At 62.1% G+C, this 21,585-nt stretch carries 19 protein-coding genes and 1 tRNA gene; 6 read left to right on the top strand and 14 right to left on the bottom strand.

Translation table 11 applies throughout. The features are described 5' to 3' along the window. The first annotated feature begins 125 nt into the window (after nucleotides 1–125). On the top strand, nucleotides 126–1,529 hold the full coding sequence (locus tag N826_RS25980; protein WP_373866630.1) for an aspartate aminotransferase family protein: 1,404 nt from the start codon (nucleotides 126–128) through the stop codon (nucleotides 1,527–1,529). A 195-nt stretch (nucleotides 1,530–1,724) separates the two neighbouring features. Next, nucleotides 1,725–2,942 carry a 5-aminolevulinate synthase gene (hemA, locus tag N826_RS25975; protein ID WP_044433539.1) on the top strand — a complete coding sequence of 406 codons (1,218 nt, stop codon included), beginning with the start codon at nucleotides 1,725–1,727 and terminating at the stop codon, nucleotides 2,940–2,942. 50 nt (nucleotides 2,943–2,992) lie between these two features. On the opposite strand, the gene N826_RS43365 is transcribed toward hemA, so the two are convergent. Then, nucleotides 2,993–3,319 carry a hypothetical protein gene (locus N826_RS43365; RefSeq protein WP_147040509.1) on the bottom strand — a complete coding sequence of 109 codons (327 nt, stop codon included), beginning with the start codon at nucleotides 3,317–3,319 and terminating at the stop codon, nucleotides 2,993–2,995. 180 nt (nucleotides 3,320–3,499) lie between these two features. On the opposite strand from N826_RS43365, the gene N826_RS25970 reads away from it, so the two are divergent. Both N826_RS25970 and N826_RS25965 read left to right on the top strand, forming a co-directional pair. Then, nucleotides 3,500–4,045 carry a transcriptional regulator gene (locus N826_RS25970; protein ID WP_044433537.1) on the top strand — a complete coding sequence of 182 codons (546 nt, stop codon included), beginning with the start codon at nucleotides 3,500–3,502 and terminating at the stop codon, nucleotides 4,043–4,045. 118 nt (nucleotides 4,046–4,163) lie between these two features. Then, nucleotides 4,164–4,934 (top strand): Hpt domain-containing protein, encoded by a 771-nt coding sequence (locus N826_RS25965; RefSeq protein WP_044433669.1) that lies wholly within the window; start codon nucleotides 4,164–4,166, stop codon nucleotides 4,932–4,934. 21 nt (nucleotides 4,935–4,955) lie between these two features. On the opposite strand, the gene N826_RS44905 is transcribed toward N826_RS25965, so the two are convergent. From N826_RS44905 to N826_RS25950, 3 genes are read right to left on the bottom strand one after another with little or no spacing between them, the layout of a single operon-like run. Next, the gene (locus N826_RS44905) at nucleotides 4,956–5,228 is read right to left on the bottom strand and encodes an SEC-C metal-binding domain-containing protein (protein WP_044433535.1); all 273 of its coding nucleotides are present in this window, start codon (nucleotides 5,226–5,228) and stop codon (nucleotides 4,956–4,958) included. Between the two features lie 12 nt (nucleotides 5,229–5,240). Next, nucleotides 5,241–5,888, bottom strand: a complete 648-nt coding sequence (locus N826_RS25955) for a DUF1186 domain-containing protein (protein WP_044433533.1) — start codon at nucleotides 5,886–5,888, stop codon at nucleotides 5,241–5,243. A 53-nt stretch (nucleotides 5,889–5,941) separates the two neighbouring features. Next, nucleotides 5,942–7,897 (bottom strand): O-linked N-acetylglucosamine transferase, SPINDLY family protein, encoded by a 1,956-nt coding sequence (locus tag N826_RS25950; RefSeq protein ID WP_169789417.1) that lies wholly within the window; start codon nucleotides 7,895–7,897, stop codon nucleotides 5,942–5,944. Nucleotides 7,898–8,109: 212 nt separating this feature from the next. Here N826_RS25950 and N826_RS25940 point away from each other — a divergent pair, with 212 nt between their 5' ends. Both N826_RS25940 and N826_RS46010 read left to right on the top strand, forming a co-directional pair. Then, nucleotides 8,110–8,469 carry a nucleotidyltransferase domain-containing protein gene (locus N826_RS25940; RefSeq protein ID WP_052832066.1) on the top strand — a complete coding sequence of 120 codons (360 nt, stop codon included), beginning with the start codon at nucleotides 8,110–8,112 and terminating at the stop codon, nucleotides 8,467–8,469. Between the two features lie 55 nt (nucleotides 8,470–8,524). Next, the gene (locus tag N826_RS46010) at nucleotides 8,525–8,851 is read left to right on the top strand and encodes a HEPN domain-containing protein (RefSeq protein WP_084721196.1); all 327 of its coding nucleotides are present in this window, start codon (nucleotides 8,525–8,527) and stop codon (nucleotides 8,849–8,851) included. A gap of 61 nt (nucleotides 8,852–8,912) precedes the next feature. Here the strand turns inward: N826_RS46010 and rpoC are convergent, their stop codons facing one another. The 10 genes from rpoC to N826_RS25890 all read right to left on the bottom strand — a co-directional run. Then, nucleotides 8,913–13,106 (bottom strand): DNA-directed RNA polymerase subunit beta', encoded by a 4,194-nt coding sequence (gene rpoC / locus N826_RS25935; protein ID WP_044433530.1) that lies wholly within the window; start codon nucleotides 13,104–13,106, stop codon nucleotides 8,913–8,915. 167 nt (nucleotides 13,107–13,273) lie between these two features. Beyond that, complete coding sequence (rpoB, locus tag N826_RS25930) at nucleotides 13,274–17,464, bottom strand: DNA-directed RNA polymerase subunit beta (protein WP_044433529.1); 4,191 nt, start codon at nucleotides 17,462–17,464, stop codon at nucleotides 13,274–13,276. 261 nt (nucleotides 17,465–17,725) lie between these two features. Continuing rightward, the gene (gene rplL, locus N826_RS25925; RefSeq protein ID WP_044433527.1) at nucleotides 17,726–18,100 is read right to left on the bottom strand and encodes a 50S ribosomal protein L7/L12; all 375 of its coding nucleotides are present in this window, start codon (nucleotides 18,098–18,100) and stop codon (nucleotides 17,726–17,728) included. A gap of 48 nt (nucleotides 18,101–18,148) precedes the next feature. Then, on the bottom strand, nucleotides 18,149–18,688 hold the full coding sequence (gene rplJ / locus N826_RS25920) for a 50S ribosomal protein L10 (protein WP_044433525.1): 540 nt from the start codon (nucleotides 18,686–18,688) through the stop codon (nucleotides 18,149–18,151). A gap of 294 nt (nucleotides 18,689–18,982) precedes the next feature. Then, a complete protein-coding gene (gene rplA, locus N826_RS25915; protein WP_044433524.1) occupies nucleotides 18,983–19,702 on the bottom strand; it encodes a 50S ribosomal protein L1 in 720 nt (239 codons plus the stop codon). Between the two features lie 5 nt (nucleotides 19,703–19,707). Next, nucleotides 19,708–20,136 carry a 50S ribosomal protein L11 gene (gene rplK, locus N826_RS25910; protein WP_044433523.1) on the bottom strand — a complete coding sequence of 143 codons (429 nt, stop codon included), beginning with the start codon at nucleotides 20,134–20,136 and terminating at the stop codon, nucleotides 19,708–19,710. A gap of 159 nt (nucleotides 20,137–20,295) precedes the next feature. Beyond that, on the bottom strand, nucleotides 20,296–20,826 hold the full coding sequence (nusG, locus tag N826_RS25905; protein ID WP_044433521.1) for a transcription termination/antitermination protein NusG: 531 nt from the start codon (nucleotides 20,824–20,826) through the stop codon (nucleotides 20,296–20,298). 4 nt (nucleotides 20,827–20,830) lie between these two features. Then, nucleotides 20,831–21,028, bottom strand: a complete 198-nt coding sequence (secE, locus tag N826_RS25900; RefSeq protein WP_044433520.1) for a preprotein translocase subunit SecE — start codon at nucleotides 21,026–21,028, stop codon at nucleotides 20,831–20,833. A 117-nt stretch (nucleotides 21,029–21,145) separates the two neighbouring features. Beyond that, nucleotides 21,146–21,221, bottom strand: a tRNA-Trp gene (locus N826_RS25895). Nucleotides 21,222–21,382: 161 nt separating this feature from the next. Next, the coding region (locus N826_RS25890) for an EF-Tu C-terminal domain-related protein (RefSeq protein ID WP_044433519.1) at nucleotides 21,383–21,585 on the bottom strand (203 nt) is incomplete at its 5' end.

The following is a 21,585-nucleotide window of genomic DNA, read 5'->3' as shown; positions in this document are numbered from 1 at the left end:
TGTAAACACCCCCTTCCCGACCCCCGCATAGCCGGTCCGCTCCGAACTTGCTTGGTTGCCAAGGTTCGCCCGACGTACAATCTGACCATAGGGATCAAGCCGGATCGGAACTTGAAGAGTAAAAAATGACCGAAATGACCAGCGGGATCGGCAACTCGGCGGCAAGCCGTGACAAGGCCTACTATCTGCACCCTTACACCAACCTGAAGACCCACGAGGATGTCGGTCCGCTGGTGATAGAGCGCGGCGAAGGCGTCCATGTCTTCGACGACAGCGGCAAGGCCTATATAGAAGGCATGGCCGGTCTGTGGTGTACTTCCCTGGGCTTCGGCGAGGAACGGCTGGTGGAAGCCGCCACCCGGCAGTTGCGGAAGCTGCCGTTCTACCATGCCTTCACCCACAAGGCTCACGATCCCGGCATCGATCTGGCGGAAGCGCTGATCAAGATAGCGCCGGTTCCGATGTCTAAGGTGTTCTTCACCAATTCGGGTTCCGAAGCCAACGATACTGTCGTCAAGCTGGTCTGGTACTACAACAACGCGCTGGGCCGCCCGCATAAGAAGAAGATCATTGCCCGGCAGAAGGGCTATCACGGCGTGACCGTGGCCTCGGCCAGCCTGACCGGCCTGCCGCACCTGCACCGCGACTTCGACCTGCCGATCGCCGGCATCCTTCACACCGACTGCCCGCACTTCTACCGCTACGGTCAGGAAGGCGAGACGGAGGAAGATTTCGCGACCCGGCTGGCCGACCAGCTCGAACAGCTCATCCTGGCCGAAGGGCCGGAAACCATCGCCGCCTTCATCGCGGAGCCCGTCATGGGTGCCGGCGGCGTCATCGTTCCGCCGGCAACCTACTTCGACAAGATCCAGCCGGTGCTAAAACGCTACGACATCCTGTTCATCGCGGACGAGGTGATCTGCGGGTTCGGGCGCACCGGGTCGATGTTCGGGACGCAGACCTACAACCTTCAGCCCGACATCATCACGGTCGCCAAGGCGCTCTCCTCCGCCTATCTGCCGATCGCCGCCGTCATGATCTCCGAGCCGATCTACCAGGCGATGGTCCGCCAGTCGGAAAAGATCGGGACCTTCGGCCACGGCTACACCTATTCCGGCCACCCGGTTTCGGCGGCGGTGGCGCTGGAGACGCTGAAGATCTACGAGGAGCGCGATATCGTCAGTCATGTCCGGACGGTGGCCCCACACCTCCAGGACGGCCTACGGCGCTTCCGGAACCACCCGCTGGTCGGCGAAGTTCGCGGCATCGGCCTGATCGCGGGCGTCGAGATCGTCGCAGACAAGGCGACCAAGGCGCCGTTCGACCCGAAGGTGGCGATCGGCGCTCATGTCGCCCGGTTCGCCCAGGAGCACGGCCTGATCGTCCGGGCCATGGGCGACACCATCGGCTTCTCGCCACCCCTGATCATCACCTCGGCCGAACTGGACGAACTGGTGGCAAAGTTCGGGAAAGCCTTGGACGATACGGTGAGTTTCGTCACCGACAAGGGGCTGGCCGCCGTTGCCTGATGGCGGCGCCCTTCGATCACTCGTTTTGATCGAAATCAATGCTGTTTGGACGGAACGGTCCACTTTCAGCGTCAGGTGAAAGTCGGAGACGCGACAAGCTGCCACGGTGCGCCGCGTCTTCGACGATTTACCTGTTCCATAAAGTGTCCGATTCTGACACGTTGTTGAAAAAAGAGAACCTACGGATCACGCGCCATGGATTATGAAGCCTTCTTTCGGACCCAGATCGACAATCTGAAGCGTGAAGGCCGATACCGCGTCTTCGCCGATCTGGAACGCCGGGCAGGCAACTTCCCCAAGGCGAAGCATTACGACTCCGTCACCGGCGAAGTTCAGGAAGTCACCGTCTGGTGCAGCAACGACTACCTGGGCATGGGCCAGAACCGGGTCGTGCTGGACGCCATGCACGCGGCGCTGGACACCTGCGGCGCCGGGGCCGGCGGCACCCGCAACATCTCCGGCACCAACCACTACCACGTGCTGCTGGAACGCGAGTTGGCCGACCTGCACGGCAAGGAAGCGGCCCTGCTGTTCACCTCGGGCTACATCTCCAACCAGGCGACGCTCAGCACGCTGGGCAAGCTGCTGCCTAACTGCGTGATCCTGTCCGACGCCCTGAACCACAATTCGATGATCGAGGGCATCCGGCAATCGGGCGCCGAGAAATACGTCTTCCGCCACAACGACCCCGAACATCTCGACCAGTTGCTCAGCCGCCTGCCCGCCGACCGGCCGAAGCTAGTGGCATTCGAATCCGTCTATTCGATGGACGGCGATATCGCACCGCTCGACGAACTCTGTTCGGTTGCGGAAAAGCATGGCGCGATGACCTACCTGGACGAGGTCCATGCCGTCGGCATGTACGGACCGCGCGGCGCCGGCGTCGCCGAGCGCGACGGAGTCATGCACCGGCTGACCATCATCGAAGGCACGCTCGGCAAGGCCTTCGGCGTGATGGGCGGCTACATCACCGGATCGTCGGCGCTTGTGGACGTCGTCCGCAGCTTCGCCGCCGGCTTCATCTTCACCACCTCGCTGACCCCGTCGGTGGCGGCCGGTGCGCTCGCCAGCGTCCGTTATCTCAAGCAGAGCGGGACCGAGCGCGCGGCTCAGCAGGAACGCGCCGCCAAGCTGAAGCAGGCTCTGTCCGATGCCGGTCTGCCGGTGATGCCGTCGGTCAGCCACATCGTCCCTGTCCTGGTCGGCGACCCACGCCTGTGCAAGCAGGCCAGCGACGATCTGCTGGAGCGGCACAACATCTACGTCCAGCCGATCAACTACCCCACGGTGCCGCGCGGCACGGAACGGCTCCGGATCACCCCCGGTCCGCTCCACACCGACGCCGACATGGACCACCTGATCGACGCCCTGCTGGACGTCTGGAGTCGCCTTGAACTGAAGAAGGCGGCCTGATTTCTCAGGCCGCCCCGGTCTTTTCCTCCAACCTTGAGGCCAAGCGAAAATTATTTCTGCTTGGCTTCTTCCTCGCTGGAGCCTTGTGAGCTGGAGCCAGGAGGCGGCTTGACGCTCGTCGCAGCCGTATCGCCTTCCTTGATAGTGCCGGGCTGACGATGGCCCTCAGCCTGAACGTGCGGATCGGCGGGCCGTGCAAGGTGGCCGCCCTCCGGACCGGCCTGGGAGCGTCCAGCCCCAAGCGTTTCAGGGGTTTGGACGCCTTCCTTCTGATCTAGCGGCTCTCGTCCGCCCATATCGGGGGCGACCTGAGCGAAGCCCGGCGATGCTATGAGCGTCGCCAGTGCGGCGGCTGTCAGGACTGATTTGATCGTCACGGCTTGTCTCCGTTCAGGCAATTGATCTAGTTTCCTCCCCAACAGGACACCGCCATCGGACGTTCCCGGCCAATTTTTGAGAATGCGTCGCAAAGTCATCTATGGACATTGGCGAAGTGACGCACTATGTTGGTAATCGAGACGATGACGTTGCTCATAACGTTTCGAGGGAGTGGCACCATGTATCGCGACAATTCACTGATGCCGAAAGAGGCGGTCCGCCTCGCCGTTCTCGGAACGTTGAGCCAGGCTGGCTCACTGCGTTATGCCGATCTAGCAGGCGCCATCCGGCACTTCACCAGCCGCATCGTCGGCCCGTCGCTCGATTTGATGGGAACTTCGCTGGAACTGCTGCGCTATGACGGCCTGATCGAAGCGCTCGACGGTACCGGCATGGAAGATAATGCCGTCCTGACGGTTACGCCGGCCGGCAAGAAGGAATTCGAGACGCTGATGCGCTCGAACATCCGTGCGCCGTCGTCTGACGACCTCAACAAGCTGATCATCACACTCAAGCTCCGCTTCCTGCACCTCCTCGACCATCAGGACCGTCAGGACCAGATCGATCTGCTCGCTGACCTGTACGAGACGGAACTGGCGCGCCTTCAGGACCTGCGCCGCCATCACGAGGGCGAGTCCGGACACCTGACCGAATGGCTCGACCATGACATTGCACAGGTTGAAGCCCGGCTGCGCTGGTTCCAGGATCTTTACCAGCGGACCTGAAAACTCAGGCGACTGCTCACGCTATCATTCGGGATATAGGCAACTCTGATGATGCGCCGGAAGGAGCAAAGGGAGTATAGTGGTACCTCCCTTACCCAACACGCTGGCTGTGTCCCTGATGTCTCTCCCGATCGATGCCGATGACCTAGCAGATCAACTTCGTGTCGAATTCAGGGATGATGCGCAGGATCGCCTCGCCCTGATCTACCAGACACTGGACAAGCGTGCCGAGAACAAGCTGACGGACGAGGAAGCGCTGGTCCTGCTTCGCCGCGAAGCGAGCAAGTTGCGCGGTATCGGCAGTTCATGCGGATTCCCGCTGGTCAATCTGATCGCGCACCGGCTGGAAACATATCTGAGCGGCAATCTTTCCCGCCTGAACGAACGCCAGATCGAGGATGTCACGGCGTTCGCCGACCGCCTGTCGGTCGCGGTGGACCGGGAAGAGCGGCCCGATGTCGCGACCACCAACCAGATCATCCGGACACTGCCGGTCCGTTACGAGTTCGATATCACCGATATCGAAGTCCACGATGTCGAGATCATGCTGGTCACGCCGTCCAAGGTGGTCAGCAAGCTGGTCAGTACCGAACTGGGCGCCTGCGGCTTCCGCACCGTCGTCGTCCGCGATCCTATCGAATCGATTGCGCTTGCCGTCCGCATGCCGCCCGACATGATCATCGCGTCCGCCGTGATGGACGGTCTGGGCGGCATGGACCTTTTGCGCGGCCTGAAGGCGATGACTCCCATCCACAAAGTCCCAATGGCCCTGCTGACCAGCCTGGACAGCGCAGTCAAGGACGTGCCGGAAGGCATCATGGTCATCCGCGTCGGCACGAACTTTGGTGACGATTTCGCCGCCGCCATAACGAAGTTCAACCTGGGATAAACATCTTACGGCAACTTGCTTTCACTGTCCGCAGCAGCGCTTGAACTTCTTGCCGCTGCCGCATGGGCATGGATCGTTGCGGCCGACGTGGCGATACGGGTTCGATGCCGGCTTGGGCATCATCTGCTGAAAGGCGGCGATCAGATCGTCGGCGCCCCGCCCGCCGAGAGCGAGTTCATCTTCGAAGGTAAGCTCATCTTCGGGCCCTTCCTCGTAATCGTCGCGGATCTTCCAATCGCCGAGTTCCTCGACCGTATCGCCGAAGGGTTCGAACTCACGAGGAGCGCCCTGCATAGTTTTGCCAGCTTAGGCGTCTTTCAATATACGGTCGAAATCGGAGCGGTCCAGGAACTCCAAATCAATCTTCCTGTCCTGAAAGCTTTTCTCGGCGAGATCACTTAATTCCCGAAGTGCGGTCTGAGCCACCAATTCCACCCAACCGGCCCAGACAAGCCCTTCCGGATCGCCTTCCAACCTGCCATGTAGCTCGCGCAGATAGTCCACTAAATCGACCCGTTCAAGCTTGCCTTGCAGCATGAGCATGCCCAGCAAATCGAACATCCGGCGCCGGACATAGACATCCACGTCGGGGTTCTCGATCAGACGCTTGACCGGCGCCAAGTCGCCGTCGAACAGGTTGAACACGACCCGGTGTGCTGTGATCGTGACGGCATCGCCCAGCAACCACTCGACCTTCTCGACATCCGAACCGAGCAGATCGGTAACCGCGGAATACGCCGACGTCTCCTTCCAAGACCCGAGCAAATGGAAAGCCAAAAAGATCAGCCCATCCTGGTCGACCAGTTCTTCAACTGGATCCTTCGCCGCCTGTGCCAAGACATCGATCAGCAATGGAGCCAGAACTTCCCTCTGTTGTTCCGCTTCACGCACCGCCTCGACAGGAACTTCGGTCGCCTGCTTAAATTCAGCGATGATTCGTCCACTGTCCATCATCTCCTCCTCAGCGGCCGTAGTTTACCAGCCTCTTGGGCCGCCTGAAGATATCCTCAAGTCGCACAATACTGCCGCCACATCTCGCGATACGCTGCCTCGAGATCACGGGTGAATGCGGCGCCGTCGCAGAGCGGCGATGCTGCCATCCGTGCCCGCATGCCGGCCCGAAGTTCCTCCAAGTACCCCGTGTGTTGGGCCAATCCGGCAACGATCCGGACATACCCGTCGGGGTCCGATGCCACCCATTCCGGATATCCAAGCACGGTGACATGGCTCAAGCTATGCCTGGCACAGAACCGCCGTCCCGGCAGAGTAACGACTGGAACGCCCATCCACAGCGCTTCCAGAGTGGTCAATCCACCTGAATAGGGCATCGGATCGAGCGCGACATCGACGTCGCCATAGGCCGCCAGCATTTCGACATGGGAACCGCCGGGTCTCAGGTCAAGCCGGTCCGCGCCGATGCCCAATCCCGCAAACCGCCCGGCCACCCGCTCACGCAAGACCGGACACGCCAGTTCCTTGGTATTCAGAACCAGCCGACTTTCCGGAACTGCCTCAAGCACGCGCGCCCATAGCACCAGCGTCTCATCGCTCAGCTTAGCCAGCCTGTTGAAACATCCGAACGTCTGCCAACCGTTCCGCAGCGCCGGCAACGGTGTCACCTCCGGCGCATAGTCGGGAGGCCCGTAGCAGACATAACCGTTGGGCAGCCGGACGATACATTCGGTATAAAGTCCCTCGGCTCCCGGTGGAACCTGCTGTGGATCGCCGATCAGCCAACCCATGGCCGGCAACCCCGTCGTCCCGATCAATCCACCCCACGTCGCCTGAACCGGAGCCGGCGCCATGGCGAAGGTTTCAAGCCGGTTCCGAGCGGTATGTCCGCCCAGGTCGATCAGCAGATCGATCCCATCGGCGCGAATGCGCTCCGCCAGTGCCCGGTCATCCATTCCCAGGACGGAGACCCAATTCTGGCAGTGGTTCCGCAGGAGCCGCGTCAGGTCGTCCTCGACCTCGCGGTGGGAATAGCAAACGACCTCGACCTCTGTCGGGTCATGGTTTGGCAGGACGGGCGCCATGAACCAGCCGACGGGATGCTGGCCGAAATCCGCTGACACGTAGCCGATCCGCAACCGCCGATCAGGATCACGATCCCATCCGGATAGCATGATCGGCTTGGACTGCCCGACGCCCCATCGCCGAATCGCCTCGAACAGCCCTTCGTCACCAACCGTCGCAGAAAGATGCAGGGCATAAAGCCGGTTGTGCGCGGCTACCCTGTTGCCCGGTGCCAGTTCCACCGCCCTTCCATACGCCTCAGCAGCAGCGTCAACCTCGCCGATATCGATCAGCACATTGCCTAGTTGAATCCACGCACCAGAGTCCTCGGCGCTAAGCGCCACCGCCCGGCGCGCCGCCTGCTCCGCGCCGGCATAGTCGCCATTCGACGCAAGGACCGTGGAGAGCACCCCAAGCACCCCTGCATGGTCCGGCCTCAAGGCTGCGGCCTGCTTGGCGCCATCGGCGGCATCAACCGCTCTCCCCAGCCGGTTCAGCACCGCGGCCAGATTGGTCCACGCCTCCCCATGCTCGTGGTCAAGGTCCACCGACAGCCGAAGCATTTCGGCCGCGTCCTCCAACCGCCCCGCCTCAAGCAGCGCACAGCCGAAGTCGTTCAGGACGGAAGCATCGTCTGGCGCGAGCCGAGCCGCCTCCGAATGCTGGGCCAGCGCCTCTTCCCATCGTCCCGATTTTCCCAGCACCACAGCCAATGCCCGGCGTGCGTCAAGGAAATCCGGATGCGCAGCGACGGACTGCTCAAGCAATGCCAAGGCTTCATCTGCCCTCCCCTGCTGAAACCGCAGCAAGCCAAGCAGACGCAGCAAATCCGGGTGGTGGGGAGAAGCGTTCAAGAGTGCCAAATAGGCGGCTTCGGTCTCGTCAAGCCTTCCGGCGCGGTGGAGATCAAGCGCATATGTGATGCTCTTGGCATCTACCGCTCTCACGTTACCTCCGGGTTGTACCGTCATCGCTGACATTGATGAAGCATGGCGGCCCCGTTAAGGGAAGGAAAAAGAGGATCCTATCGCCACAGTCCTTGCTGAAGGAGCAAATACTTATAAAAAGGGCAATGGACTTGTGACAAGCTGCTGTCGGAGAAAAGCGAAGAGGTATAATTTTCTATGTGCCCAACCCGAGGATTCAGATAGGCAAGGCAATGACGACCAGCTTCGACTTGCTTTTAAGCACGCCGGAGAGGCAAGCGATCGCGGCTTTCCGAGGACGAATGGCTAAGCGGTATGGTAGTCGCTTCAAGGGTCTCGTTCTATTCGGGAGCCGGGCGCGCCGGGATCACCAGCCTGAAAGCGATGTCGACATCGGAGTTATACTGACCAGTCCTATTGATGACCTCGTGGGCGAAGCCCTCGCCATGGCCGACTCAGCTTTCGATATCCTGCTTGCACACGATCTGCACATCCAGCCATTGCCCATTGAAGACGGTAGTCTGGAGAAGCCCGAAGCACATCCGGCACCTCATATAACCCGCCGCATGGCAGCAGAAGGGATCCGGCTGTGAACGACGCCGCTATCCTCCTCAGCAAGGCGGAAAAGGCCGCCGAGTCGGCGCGGACATTGCTCCTACAGGGGATCTCGAGGGCGCAACGAACCGTGCCTACTATGCTAGCTTCCATGCGGCAAGGGCGGCACTCGCTCATTTTGGAGAGTTGCCGGAAACTGTCAAATCGCACAGTACGGTGATCGGCTTGTTCGGCAAGCATATCGTGCAGACGGGACGCATGGACACTGAGAACGGCAGATTACTCAACCGTGCCCATCAGCTGCGCAACCTAACCGATTACAATGTCGGAACCATAGATCACGATAGGATAGAAGTCGTAGTCATCGGTCCCGAAGCCTTTGTGTCCGGCATTCAGTTGATACTGCGAAAAAAACGGTAGAAGAAGGCCGCCCCGGTTTCCCGGAGCGGCCTTTTCCATTTCACAACATCACACCCGCAGCTTACGCCACGTTGGGCCGGTGTTCCGGCAGGCCCGGCATGACGCTTTCGCTGCCGTCGTGTTCGACATGGGTGGTTTCCCGGTCGCGCTCGGCGGCGATCTGCTTCAGGCGGTTGACGACCGACCCCGTACCGGCGGGGATCAGGCGGCCGACGATCACGTTCTCCTTCAGGCCATCCAGGTTGTCCACGCGGCCCGAGACTGCTGCCTCGGTCAGCACGCGGGTCGTTTCCTGGAACGACGCGGCGGAGATGAACGACTTGGTCTGCAACGAAGCCTTGGTGATGCCCTGGAGGACAGGCCGCGCCTTCGCCGCACGGAGCTGGACGCCATCGGCACCCGCTTCCGCGATGACCTTCTCATTCTCGATGTCGAACTCCTGACGGTCGACCTGCTCGCCTACCAGGAAGGTGGTGTCGCCGGCGTCCTCGATCTCGACCTTTTGCAGCATCTGGCGAACAATCACCTCGATGTGCTTGTCGTTGATCTTCACGCCCTGCAACCGATAGACCTCCTGGATCTCATTAGTGAGGTAGGCGGCCAGCGCCTCCACACCCATAACAGCCAGGATGTCGTGCGGCACGGGGTTACCGTCCATCAGCAGGTCGCCACGCTGGACGTAGTCGCCTTCCTGAACCGAGATGTGCTTGCCCTTGGGGATCAGGTATTCCTTGGGCTGCTCGCTCTCGTCATTCGGGACGACGACGATCCGACGCTTCGTCTTGTAGTCCTTGCCGAACTCGACCCGGCCGTCGGTTTCCGAGATGATCGCGAAGTCCTTGGGACGGCGGGCTTCGAACAGCTCGGCGACGCGCGGCAGACCACCGGTGATGTCACGCGTCTTGGAGCCTTCACGCGGGATACGAGCCAGCGTGTCGCCCGCCCGGACGCGGGCGCCGTTCTCGATCGACAGGATGGCGTCGACCGACAGGTAGTAACGCGCTTCGACACCGTTGGGCAGCTTGACGATATCGCCCTTCTCGTCGCGCAGGGTAATGCGCGGCTTGAGGTCGGCACCGCGCGGCTGCTGCCGCCAATCGACCACGACCTTGCTCGAGATGCCGGTCGCCTCGTCCATCACTTCGCGGACGGAGACGCCCTCGATCAGATCGACATAGGCGGCGACACCTTCGCGCTCGGTGATGATCGGCAGGGTGTACGGGTCCCACTCGGCCAGCTTGTGACCGCGCACGACCTTCTCGTTCTCGCCCGCCAGCAGCTTGGCACCGTAGGGAATACGGTGACGCGCCTTCTCGCGGCCCTGATCGTCGACCAGCACCAACTCGCAGTTACGGCCCATCACGACGGGCACGCCCTCGGAGTTCATGACGACGTTGCGGTTCTTGATCTGCAAGGTCGCATCGAACGCCGCCTCGACAGAGGACTGCTCGGCACCACGCTGGGCGGCGCCGCCGATGTGGAAGGTACGCATCGTGAGCTGCGTGCCCGGCTCGCCGATCGACTGTGCGGCGATGACGCCGACGGCCTCGCCAACGTTGACCAGCGTGCCACGGGCCAGATCGCGGCCGTAGCACTTGGCGCAGACTCCGTCGCGGGTATGGCAGGTCAGGATCGAACGGATCAGCACCGAGTCGATGCCGGCCTGCTCGACCTTGTCCACCAGCGCCTCGTCGATCAACTCGCCGGCGCCGACGACCACTTCACCGGTCAGCGGGTTCTTCAGATCGATCGCCGAGGTACGGCCGAGGATGCGCTCCGACAGGGGCGAGATCACTTCGCCGCCGTCGATCACGGCCTTGACGGTGATGCCGTCGGTGGTGCCGCAATCGACTTCGACGATGATCGCGTCCTGCGCCACGTCCACCAGACGACGCGTCAGGTAACCCGAGTTCGCCGTCTTCAAGGCGGTGTCGGCCAGACCCTTACGGGCGCCGTGGGTGGAGTTGAAGTACTCCAGCACGGTCAGGCCTTCCTTGAAGTTCGAGATGATCGGCGTCTCGATGATCTCACCCGACGGCTTGGCCATCAGGCCGCGCATGCCGGCGAGCTGCTTGATCTGAGCCGCCGAACCACGGGCGCCGGAGTGCGCCATCATGTAGACCGAGTTGATGCCCTGCCCCGGACGATCCTTCTTGATCACGTCCATCATCGCGTTCGCCACCTTTTCGGTGGTGTCCGACCAGACGTCGACGACCTTGTTGTACTTCTCGCCCTGTGTGATCAGGCCGTCCAGATACTGCTGCTCGTATTCCTTGACCCGCTCCTGGGCGTCGGCGACCAAAGCTGCTTTCTCTGGCGGAATCACCATGTCGTCCTTGCCGAACGAGATGCCGGCGCGGCAGGCGTGGCCGAAGCCCAGCTTCATCAGGCGGTCGGCGAAAATCACCGTCTCTTTCTGGCCGCAGTGACGGTAGACCAGATCGATGACGTTGGTGATCTCCTTCTTGGTCAGCACGCGGTTGATGACCGAGAACGGCACCATCTTGTTGCGCGGCAGGATCTCGGACAGCAGCATGCGGCCCGGCGTGGTTTCCAGGCGAACGGTGATAGGGTTACCCTCATCATCGATCGTCTTGTACCGCGCCTTGACGCGTGCGTGCAGGCTCACCGCCTTGCTGTCGAGCGCCTGCTGGATCTCGCCGATATTGGCGAAAGCCATGCCCTCGCCCTTTTCGCCGGGCCGGTCCATCGTGATGTAGTACAGGCCCAGGACGATGTCCTGGCTGGGGACGATGATCGGCTTGCCGTTGGCGGGCGACAGGATGTTGTTGGTCGACATCATCAGGACGCGCGCTTCGAGCTGGGCTTCCAGCGACAGCGGCACGTGGACCGCCATCTGGTCGCCGTCGAAGTCGGCGTTGAAGGCCGTGCAGACCAGCGGGTGAAGCTGGATCGCCTTGCCTTCGATCAGCGTCGGCTCGAACGCCTGGATGCCCAATCGGTGCAGGGTCGGCGCGCGGTTCAGCAGCACCGGATGCTCGCGAATGACCTCTTCCAGGATGTCCCAGACTTCCGGCCGCTCCTTCTCCACCATGCGCTTCGCCGCCTTGATGGTCGAAGCCATGCCGTACAGCTCTAATTTGGCGTAGATGAAGGGCTTGAACAGCTCAAGCGCCATCTTCTTGGGCAAGCCGCACTGGTGCAGCTTGAGTTCCGGACCGACCACGATGACCGAACGGCCGGAGTAGTCGACGCGCTTGCCGAGCAGGTTCTGACGGAACCGGCCCTGCTTGCCCTTCAGCATGTCGGACAGCGACTTCAGCGGACGCTTGTTGGCGCCGGTGATGACGCGGCCGCGACGGCCGTTGTCGAACAACGCGTCCACGGCTTCCTGCAACATGCGCTTCTCGTTGCGCACGATGATGTCAGGGGCCTTCAGCTCGATCAGCCGCTTTAGACGGTTGTTCCGGTTGATGACGCGGCGATACAGGTCGTTCAGATCCGACGTCGCGAAGCGGCCGCCGTCCAGCGGAACCAGCGGACGCAGTTCCGGCGGGATGACCGGAATGACGTTGAGAATCATCCACTCGGGACGCGAACCGGATTCCTGGAACGCCTCGATCAGCTTCAGCCGCTTGACCAGCTTCTTGCGCTTGGCTTCCGAGTTGGTTTCACGCAGCTCGTCGCGGCAGGTGATCCGCTCCTGCTCCAGATCGATCTGGGCGAGCATGTGACCGAGGGCCTCGGCGCCGATCTTGGCGTCGAACGCATCGTCACCGTACTCTTCCTGCGCGTTGAGGTAGTCCTCTTCGCCCAGGAGCTGGTGCAGCTTCAGCGGCGTCAGGCCGGGCTCGACGACGACGTAGTTTTCGAAATAGAGGACCCGTTCCAGATCCTTCAACGTCATGTCGAGCAGCAGACCGATGCGGCTCGGCAAAGACTTCAGGAACCAGATGTGAGCAACGGGCGAAGCCAGTTCGATATGGCCCATGCGCTCGCGGCGCACCTTGGACAAGGTGACCTCGACGCCGCATTTCTCGCAGATGATGCCGCGGTACTTCATGCGCTTGTACTTGCCGCACAAGCACTCGTAATCCTTGATGGGACCGAAGATCCGGGCGCAGAACAGTCCGTCGCGCTCCGGTTTAAAGGTACGGTAGTTGATGGTCTCCGGCTTCTTGATTTCGCCGAACGACCAGGACCTGATCCGCTCCGGGCTGGCGATCGAGATGCGAATCTGATCGAAGCTCTGCGGGCCCTGGACCTGGCCGAAAATATTCATCAACTCGTTCATGAACCACTCCCCTGAGCGGGGCCGGTCTAAAGGACCGGCTGAGAGCGACGGAATGAAATCAGAACATCCGCCGTCGGATTATTTTAGCGAACAGCAACCATGCGGGAATGGATCCCGCAGGCATGGGCGGAAGCAGCCGAAGCCGCGACCGCCCTGACCTACAGAGATCAGTAGGCCCGTTGGTTCAGCTCGACATTCAAGCCGAGTGAACGCAGTTCCTTGACCAGCACGTTGAACGACTCCGGAATACCGGCTTCGAAGTTGTCGTCGCCGCGGACGATCGCCTCGTAGACCTTGGTACGACCGGACACGTCGTCCGACTTCACGGTCAGCATTTCCTGCAAGGTGTAGGCGGCGCCGTAAGCTTCGAGCGCCCAGACCTCCATCTCACCGAACCGCTGTCCGCCGAACTGCGCCTTGCCGCCCAGCGGCTGCTGGGTGACCAAGCTGTACGGGCCGATCGACCGGGCGTGGATCTTGTCGTCCACCAGATGGTGCAGCTTCAGCATGTAGATGTAGCCGACCGTCACCTTCCGGTCGAAGGCCTCGCCCGTCCGTCCGTCGATCAGCGTGCTCTGGCCCGACCGGTCGAGACCGGCCATCTCCAGCATGCGACAGATGTCTTCCTCCCGCGCGCCGTCGAAGACGGGAGTGGCGAACGGAACGCCGATCCGCAGATTACCGGCAAGCTCGAGCATCTCCTTCTCCGACAGATCCGCGACATCGGTGTCGTAGGCCTTGCCGTAGACGGCTTTCAGCTTGTCCTTCAACTCGGTGATCGCCGTCGCGGCCTTTTCCTCGGCACCCTTCTTGGTCGCCGAACGATAAGCCGCGAGCATCTGTTCGATCTGGCGCCCGAGGCCGGCCGCCGCCCAACCCAGATGCGTCTCCAGGATCTGACCGACGTTCATGCGCGACGGCACGCCCAGCGGGTTCAGAACGATGTCGACCTGACGGCCGTCTTCCAGGAACGGCATGTCTTCCTTGGGGATGATCTTGGAGATCACGCCCTTGTTGCCATGCCGGCCAGCCATCTTGTCGCCGGGCTGGAGCTTGCGCTTAACCGCGACGAAGACCTTGACCATCTTCATCACGCCCGGCGGCAGCTCGTCGCCACGCTGGAGCTTCTCGACCTTGTTCTCGAACCGGGCCTGAAGGGCGTCGATCGAGTCGTCGAACACCTTGCTGACCTGCTCGATGGTCTCCATCACCTGTTCGTTCTCGACGCTGATCTGGCGGGTCTGGCCGCCGGTCAGGGGCGAGAGGTCGGCTTCGGTGATCTCGACGCCGGTGCGGAAGCCGCGAGGACCGCTGACCGACTTCTGGCCGATCAGCAACTCGCGCAGGCGACCGAAGAAGCTGCGTTCCAGGATCTTGCGCTCGTCGTCGCGGTCCTTGGCAAGACGCTCGATTTCCGACCGCTCGATCGCCATCGCGCGCTCGTCCTTGTCCACGCCACGGCGGGAGAAGACACGGACTTCGACGATGGTGCCGGCGACACCCGGCGGCAGACGCAGCGACGTATCGCGCACGTCGGAGGCCTTTTCGCCAAAGATGGCGCGCAGCAGCTTCTCTTCCGGGGTCATCGGGCTTTCGCCCTTCGGCGTGACCTTGCCGACCAGGATGTCGCCCGGCTTCACCTCGGCACCGATATAGACGATGCCCGCCTCGTCGAGGTTCTTCAGAGCCTCTTCGCCGACGTTGGGGATGTCGCGGGTGATTTCCTCCTGGCCCAGCTTGGTATCGCGGGCCATGACCTCGAACTCCTCGATGTGGATCGAGGTGAAGACGTCGTCGCTCACGATCCGCTCGGAAATCAGGATCGAGTCTTCGAAGTTGTAGCCGTTCCAGGGCATGAACGCGACGAGCACGTTCCGGCCTAGCGCCAACTCGCCGAACTGGGTGGACGGACCGTCGGCGATGATGTCGCCGGCCTGCACCCGGTCACCGACACGCACCAGCGGACGCTGGGTGATGCAGGTGTTCTGGTTCGACCGCTGGAACTTCAGCAGGTTGTAGATATCGACACCGGGGGCGGCCGTATTGGTCTCCTCGGTGGCGCGGATCACTATACGGGTCGCGTCGATCTGGTCGACCACGCCGGAACGGCGGGCCGCGATCGCGACACCCGAGTCACGAGCGACGGTCGCTTCCATGCCGGTGCCGACCAGCGGAGCGTCCGACTGGATCAGCGGCACGGCCTGCCGCTGCATGTTGGAGCCCATCAGCGCGCGGTTCGCGTCGTCGTTCTCGAGGAACGGGATCAGAGCAGCGGCGACCGACACAAGCTGCTTCGGCGAGACGTCGATCAGGCTGATCGCTTCCGGACGGAACATCAGGTATTCGCCGCCCTGGCGGCAGGACACCAGATCCTCGACGAAGCTGCCGTCCTCGTTCAGCTCGGCATTGGCCTGGGCCACCGTGTAGCGGCCTTCCTCCATAGCCGAGAGGTAGACTACCTCGTCCGTCACCTTGCTGTCCACGACCTTCCGGTACGGGCTTTCGATGAAGCCGTACTGGTTGACGCGGGCATAAGTCGCCAGCGAGTTGATCAGACCGATGTTCGGGCCTTCCGGCGTCTCGATCGGGCAGATGCGGCCGTAGTGGGTCGGGTGCACGTCGCGAACTTCGAAGCCCGCGCGCTCACGAGTCAGACCGCCCGGCCCGAGAGCCGAGAGACGCCGCTTGTGGGTGATTTCCGAAAGCGGGTTGGTCTGGTCCATGAACTGGGAGAGCTGCGACGACCCGAAGAACTCGCGCACGGCGGCAGCCGCCGGCTTGGCGTTGATCAGATCATGCGGCATCACCGTGTCGATCTCGACCGACGACATGCGCTCGCGGATGGCACGCTCCATGCGGAGCAGGCCGACACGATACTGATTCTCCATCAGCTCGCCGACCGACCGGACGCGGCGGTTGCCGAGATGGTCGATGTCGTCGATCTCGCCCCGGCCGTCCTTCAGCTCCACCAAGACCTTGAGGATGGCGAGGATGTCCTCCTTGCGGAGCACACGCACCTGATCGTCGGTCTTGAAGCCCAGACGGGCGTTCATCTTGACGCGGCCGACGGCCGAAAGGTCGTAACGCTCCTGGTCGAAGAACAGGCCGTTGAACAGCGCTTCGGCGGACTCGAGGGTCGGCGGCTCGCCCGGACGCATCACGCGGTAGATGTCGATCAGCGCATCTTCGCGGGACGCGTTGCGGTCGGCGGCCATCGTGTTGCGGATATACGAGCCGACGTTGATGTGGTCGATCGCCAGCACGGGGATGGAGGTGACCCCGCTCTTCTCCAGCTTCTCTATATCGGTCAGCGCCAGTTCGTCACCGGCCTCGTGGTACACTTCGCCGGTCTGCTCGTTGATCAGGTCGGCAGCCAGATAGCGGCCGGCCAGCTCTTCCGTCGCGACGAGCTGCTCCTCGAGGCCCTGCTCGATCAGCTTGCGCGCCAGACGCGGGGTGATCTTCGTCCCGGCCTCGGCCATCACGCTGCCGGTCTTGGCATCGATCAGGTCGCCGACGAGCTTGACGCCCTTCATGCGGTCGGGATTGAACGGCGTCTTCCAGCCATTGGCCGCCCGCTCGTAGACGATGCTGTCGTAGAAGGTGTTGAGGATCTCTTCCTTCGACATGCCCTGGGCTTCGTAGGGCTGAAGCCCCTGGGGTCCGCGCTCTTCGCGCAGGGCAGCCGTCTCCGCGCCGTCCAGAGCGAACAGCAGCGTGGTGGCGGGCAGCTTGCGGCGGCGGTCGATGCGGACGAACACAAGGTCCTTGGCATCGAATTCGAAGTCCAGCCATGATCCGCGATAGGGAATGACGCGGGCGGCGAACAGATACTTGCCGGAGCTGTGGGTCTTGCCCTTGTCGTGATCGAAGAAGACGCCCGGGCTGCGGTGCATCTGACTGACGATGACGCGCTCGGTGCCGTTGATCACGAAAGTGCCGTTGGCCGTCATCAGAGGCATGTCGCCCATGTAGACGTCCTGCTCCTTGATGTCGCGGATCGACCGGAGGCCGGTTTCCTCTTCGACATCGAAGACGCTCAGGCGCAGAGTGACCTTCAGCGGAGCGGCGAACGTCATGCCGCGCTGCTGGCACTCTTCCACGTCGTATTTCGGCTGCTCCAGCTCGTAGCGGACGAAGTCGAGCACGGCGCGGTCGGAGAAGTCCTTGATCGGGAAAACGGACCGGAACACCTCCTGCAAGCCAACGTTGGAGCGGCGCTCGGGCGGGACGTCCATCTGAAGGAAGTGATCGTAGGAGCTCCGCTGCACCTCGATGAGGTTTGGCATGCGGGTTACCTCGGGGATCCTCCCGAAGCTCTTGCGAACACGCTTACGTCCCGTAAAGGATTTGGCCATGGATGCCCCTCGTAGACTCATCCGATTTGTGCGTCCCAAAGGGACGCGAATCGGTGCCGCATCCATTCCGAACTTCCTTCGGAAGGTTGCGCACCGGATAGTTTGTCATGTCCGCCGCCACATAGCGCACCGAGTACGCCGTGCGCCATACGGCTTCCGCCAGAAAATGCATACAACGCCGTTCGACGGCATGCTCCCCTTTCGAGGAACAGGCCGCCGTCCAGCGCTTGAATATGAACTCTGTCGTTCAGCAAGACGGTCTTACTTAATATCGACCGTCGCACCCGCTTCTTCAAGCTGCTTTTTGATCTTGGCGGCCTCGTCCTTCGACACGGCCTCCTTGACGGGCTTCGGGGCGCCTTCGACCAGGTCCTTGGCTTCCTTCAGGCCCAGGCCGGTGATGGCGCGGACTTCCTTAATCACGTTGATCTTCTTCTCGCCGGCGGCGGTCAGGATCACGTTGAACTCGGTCTGCTCTTCGACCGGAGCAGCGGCAGCGGCGGCGGCCGGAGCAGCGGCGGCGGCGGGAGCGGCGGCGGAGACGCCCCACTTCTCTTCCAGCAGCTTCGACAGCTCGGCGGCTTCGATAACGGTCAGAGCGGACAGGTCGTCAACCAGTTTGGCCAGATCAGCCATTTTGAACTCCGTTGTGTGCTTGAACTTCTATCAGATCGGGAGGTGGCTTTAAGCCGCCTCGCCCTGTTCGGTAGCCGAATCGTCCTTTGCGGCGTGAGCCGCGAGAACGCGGGCCAACTGGGCGCCCGGAGCTTGAAGGATCCCAGCGATACGGGTCGCGGGGGTCTGGATCATGCCCAGGAGCTTGCCACGCAGTTCGTCGAGCGAGGGCAAGGACGCGAGCGCCTTGACACCTTCGACGTCGAGGTTCTGGGTGCCGAGAGAGCCGCCGACAATCTTGAACTTGTCGTTGCCCTTGGCATAGTCGGCGGCCACCTTGGCGGCCGCGACCGGGTCCTTCGAGTAGGCGACCGCGGTCGGCCCCTTGAACAACCCGTCTAGACCTTCGAACTGCGTGCCCTTGAGGGCGATGCGAGCGAGCCGGTTTTTCGTCACTTTGAAGCTGGCGCCCGCCGCGCGCATCTTGCGCCGCAGATCCGTGACCTCGGCAACCGTCATCCCGCTTTGCTGGGTGACGACGACGAGACCGGTTTCTTGCAGAGCAGCATGCAACGCCGCGACCGTCTCTTCTTTTTGAGTGCGGTCCACGGATCGTCTCCGTTGCTAATGGTGCGTTCTGTCCCAACGGGACTTCCCACACCGGTGCAGACATTTGGAACCAATCCCCATATCAGCCGGGGATCGGCTCCGGTTTACCTGTCCCAGAAGTTCAAGCCGTCACTTATGGCCGGGATTGTGCCCAGCCGGCAATCGGTTGCAACTCCCGTCTATGCAGGCGAATCTTAGGTCGGCGAACCGACGCCTGCAGTCTCGGACAGGGCGGGCGGTGCGGACACCGCCCTTACGGCAAGGGTCCGGTTGCCCGGACCTAAGCCATATTCCTTACGCGCCGGCCTGAGAGGAGGCGGCAGTCGACACCGTCGAGATGTCCAGCTTCACGCCCGGACCCATGGTCGAGCTGAGCGAAATCTTCTCGATGTACTGACCCTTGGCGCCCGTCGGCTTCGCGCGGTTGATCGCGCCGACGAAGGCCCGGATGTTCTCCAACAAGGCTTCATCGCTGAAGCTCGCCTTGCCGACGCCCGCATGCACGATACCGGTCTTCTCGGCACGGAACTCGACCGAACCGCCCTTGGCGGCCTTGACCGCTTCGGTGACGTTCGGGGTCACGGTGCCGAGCTTCGGGTTCGGCATCAGGCCGCGCGGCCCGAGGATCTTGCCGAGCTTGCCGACCACGGCCATCATGTCCGGGGTGGCGATGCAACGGTCAAAGTTGATCTCGCCGGCCTGGATCTTCTCGGCCAGATCGTCGGCGCCGACGATGTCGGCACCGGCTGCCAGGGCTTCGTCAGCCTTGTTGGCACGGGCGAAGACGGCGACACGGACGGTCTTGCCGGTGCCGTTCGGCAGAGTGACCATGCCGCGCACCATCTGGTCGGCGTGGCGGGGGTCGATGCCCAGGTTCATCGCGACTTCGATCGTCTCGTCGAACTTGGCGGTCGCCTTGGACTTGATCAGGCGCAGGCCCTCTTCCAGCGGAAGGAAGCCGTCGCGGTCGATGCCCTGGTAGGCGTTCTTGAGGCGCTTGCCGATGCGTGCCATGGTTTTTACTCCACCACTTCCAGACCCATGGAACGGGCAGAGCCCGCCAACATCCTCGATGCGCCTTCAACGTCGTTGGCGTTGAGGTCGACCATCTTGGTCTTCGCAATCTCGCGGATCTGGTCCATCGAGATCTGGCCGATGAAGCCCTTGCCAGTCGTCTGCGAACCCTTGGCGATGCCGGCCGCCTTCTTGATGAAGTAGGTCGCCGGTGGGGTCTTCGTGACGAAGGTGAAGGTACGGTCACCGAACGCGGTGATCACGACCGGGATCGGCATGCCGACCTCCAGGTCCGCGGTCCGCGCGTTGAACGCCTTGCAGAATTCCATGATGTTCAGGCCGCGCTGACCGAGCGCCGGACCGATCGGCGGCGACGGGTTGGCCTTGCCGGCCGGCACCTGAAGCTTGATGTAACCGATAATCTTCTTTGCCATCTCTCACCTCTTCAAATGGTCCGTGAAGGACCAAGTCGCAAGCCCGTCAGGCTTGCAGGGTGCGCGGTGCGGCCATGGCGAGCCTCCCGCGCAATGCTGACGGCGAGCCAACCGGCTCGCCGCTCTGGTGTCGGAACAAACGAATGTCCAAACCCCTGATCAGATCTTTTCGACCTGACCGTATTCCAGTTCCACCGGAGTGGAGCGCCCGAAGATCGACACCGCGACCTTGAGACGGGCCTTTTCCTCGTCCACTTCCTCGACCATGCCGGTGAAGGACGTGAAGGGGCCGTCGTTGACCCGGACCTGCTCGCCGACCTCGAAGGTGATCGACGGCTTGGGCCGCTCGATGCCTTCCTGGACCTGATAGATGATCCGCTCGGCTTCGGACTGACTGATCGGCTGCGGCTTGCCGCCGCCGCCCAGAAAGCCGGTCACCTTCGGAGTGTTCTTTACGAGACTCCAGGTCTCGTCGGACAGTTCCATCTTGACCAGGACGTAGCCGGGAAAGAACTTCCGCTCGGCATTGACCTTGGCTCCCCGGCGCACTTCGACCACTTCTTCGGTCGGCACCAGGATTTCTTCGAAAAGCTCGGAAAGACCCTTCTGAGCGGCTTTCTCACGGATACCCTGGGCGACCTTCTTTTCGAAGCCCGAGTAAACGTGAACGACGTACCAGCGCATCGCCATGGCGTCAGACCCCCAGTCCGAGAATCGTACGGACGCCGAGTGCCAGCGCCTGGTCCACGAGCAGGAAGAAGAGGGACGCGACGATGACCATCACGAACACCATGCCTGAGGTGATCGTCGTTTCCTTGCGCGTCGGCCAGGTAACCTTGGCCACCTCGCGCCGGACTTCGCGAGCGAATTCTGCAGGGTTCTTTTTAGCCATCGCGGGTATGCCGCCAGTCTCGCTTAAGTGTAGCCTTCGCCATCAAGGCGCCGGCATCAAATCCGGATCGTCGTCTGTTCGTTCGTCGTCTAGCCGTTTATCTTTCCTGCCGGAAGATGGCAGGAGTGGAGGGGATCGAACCCCCAACCCCCGGTTTTGGAGACCGGTGCTCTACCAATTGAGCTACACTCCTACGACGCCCGTCCACCGGACGATTGCTCCTATATGGTAGCGACCGTATCGCTTCACCACTAAGGAGCGGCGGGGGGTTTTAACTAATCTGCCGCCAACAATCCAGCAAAAAGGCCACTGCCGAAAAAGATTTTTCGGCAGTGGCCGAATTCGCGGACGGACTTACTTGATGATGCTGGCGACGACGCCGGCGCCGACGGTGCGGCCGCCCTCGCGGATGGCGAAGCGCAGGCCTTCGTCCATGGCGATCGGGGCGATCAGGGTCACGGTCATGGCGACGTTATCGCCGGGCATCACCATCTCGGTGCCTTCCGGGAGCGCCACCATGCCGGTCACGTCCGTGGTCCGGAAGTAGAACTGCGGAC

Source organism: Skermanella aerolata KACC 11604 (assembly GCF_000936425.1).
Classification (GTDB): Bacteria; Pseudomonadota; Alphaproteobacteria; order Azospirillales; family Azospirillaceae; genus Skermanella; species Skermanella aerolata.
This window is presented reverse-complemented; position numbering and strand designations above follow the sequence as displayed.

Coding starts and splice junctions, on each gene's coding strand:
- rplA (WP_044433524.1), bottom strand. CDS start 19,702: ATGGCACGCATCGGCAAGCGCCTCAAGAACGCCTACCAGGGCATCGAC.
- nusG (WP_044433521.1), bottom strand. CDS start 20,826: ATGGCGATGCGCTGGTACGTCGTTCACGTTTACTCGGGCTTCGAAAAG.
- N826_RS44905 (WP_044433535.1), bottom strand. CDS start 5,228: ATGCAGGGCGCTCCTCGTGAGTTCGAACCCTTCGGCGATACGGTCGAG.
- rpoB (WP_044433529.1), bottom strand. CDS start 17,464: ATGGCCAAATCCTTTACGGGACGTAAGCGTGTTCGCAAGAGCTTCGGG.
- N826_RS25940 (WP_052832066.1), top strand. CDS start 8,110: ATGACGACCAGCTTCGACTTGCTTTTAAGCACGCCGGAGAGGCAAGCG.
- N826_RS25965 (WP_044433669.1), top strand. CDS start 4,164: ATGTCTCTCCCGATCGATGCCGATGACCTAGCAGATCAACTTCGTGTC.
- rplK (WP_044433523.1), bottom strand. CDS start 20,136: ATGGCAAAGAAGATTATCGGTTACATCAAGCTTCAGGTGCCGGCCGGC.
- secE (WP_044433520.1), bottom strand. CDS start 21,028: ATGGCTAAAAAGAACCCTGCAGAATTCGCTCGCGAAGTCCGGCGCGAG.
- N826_RS25970 (WP_044433537.1), top strand. CDS start 3,500: ATGTATCGCGACAATTCACTGATGCCGAAAGAGGCGGTCCGCCTCGCC.
- N826_RS25980 (WP_373866630.1), top strand. CDS start 126: ATGACCGAAATGACCAGCGGGATCGGCAACTCGGCGGCAAGCCGTGAC.
- rplL (WP_044433527.1), bottom strand. CDS start 18,100: ATGGCTGATCTGGCCAAACTGGTTGACGACCTGTCCGCTCTGACCGTT.
- rpoC (WP_044433530.1), bottom strand. CDS start 13,106: ATGAACGAGTTGATGAATATTTTCGGCCAGGTCCAGGGCCCGCAGAGC.
- hemA (WP_044433539.1), top strand. CDS start 1,725: ATGGATTATGAAGCCTTCTTTCGGACCCAGATCGACAATCTGAAGCGT.
- N826_RS25955 (WP_044433533.1), bottom strand. CDS start 5,888: ATGATGGACAGTGGACGAATCATCGCTGAATTTAAGCAGGCGACCGAA.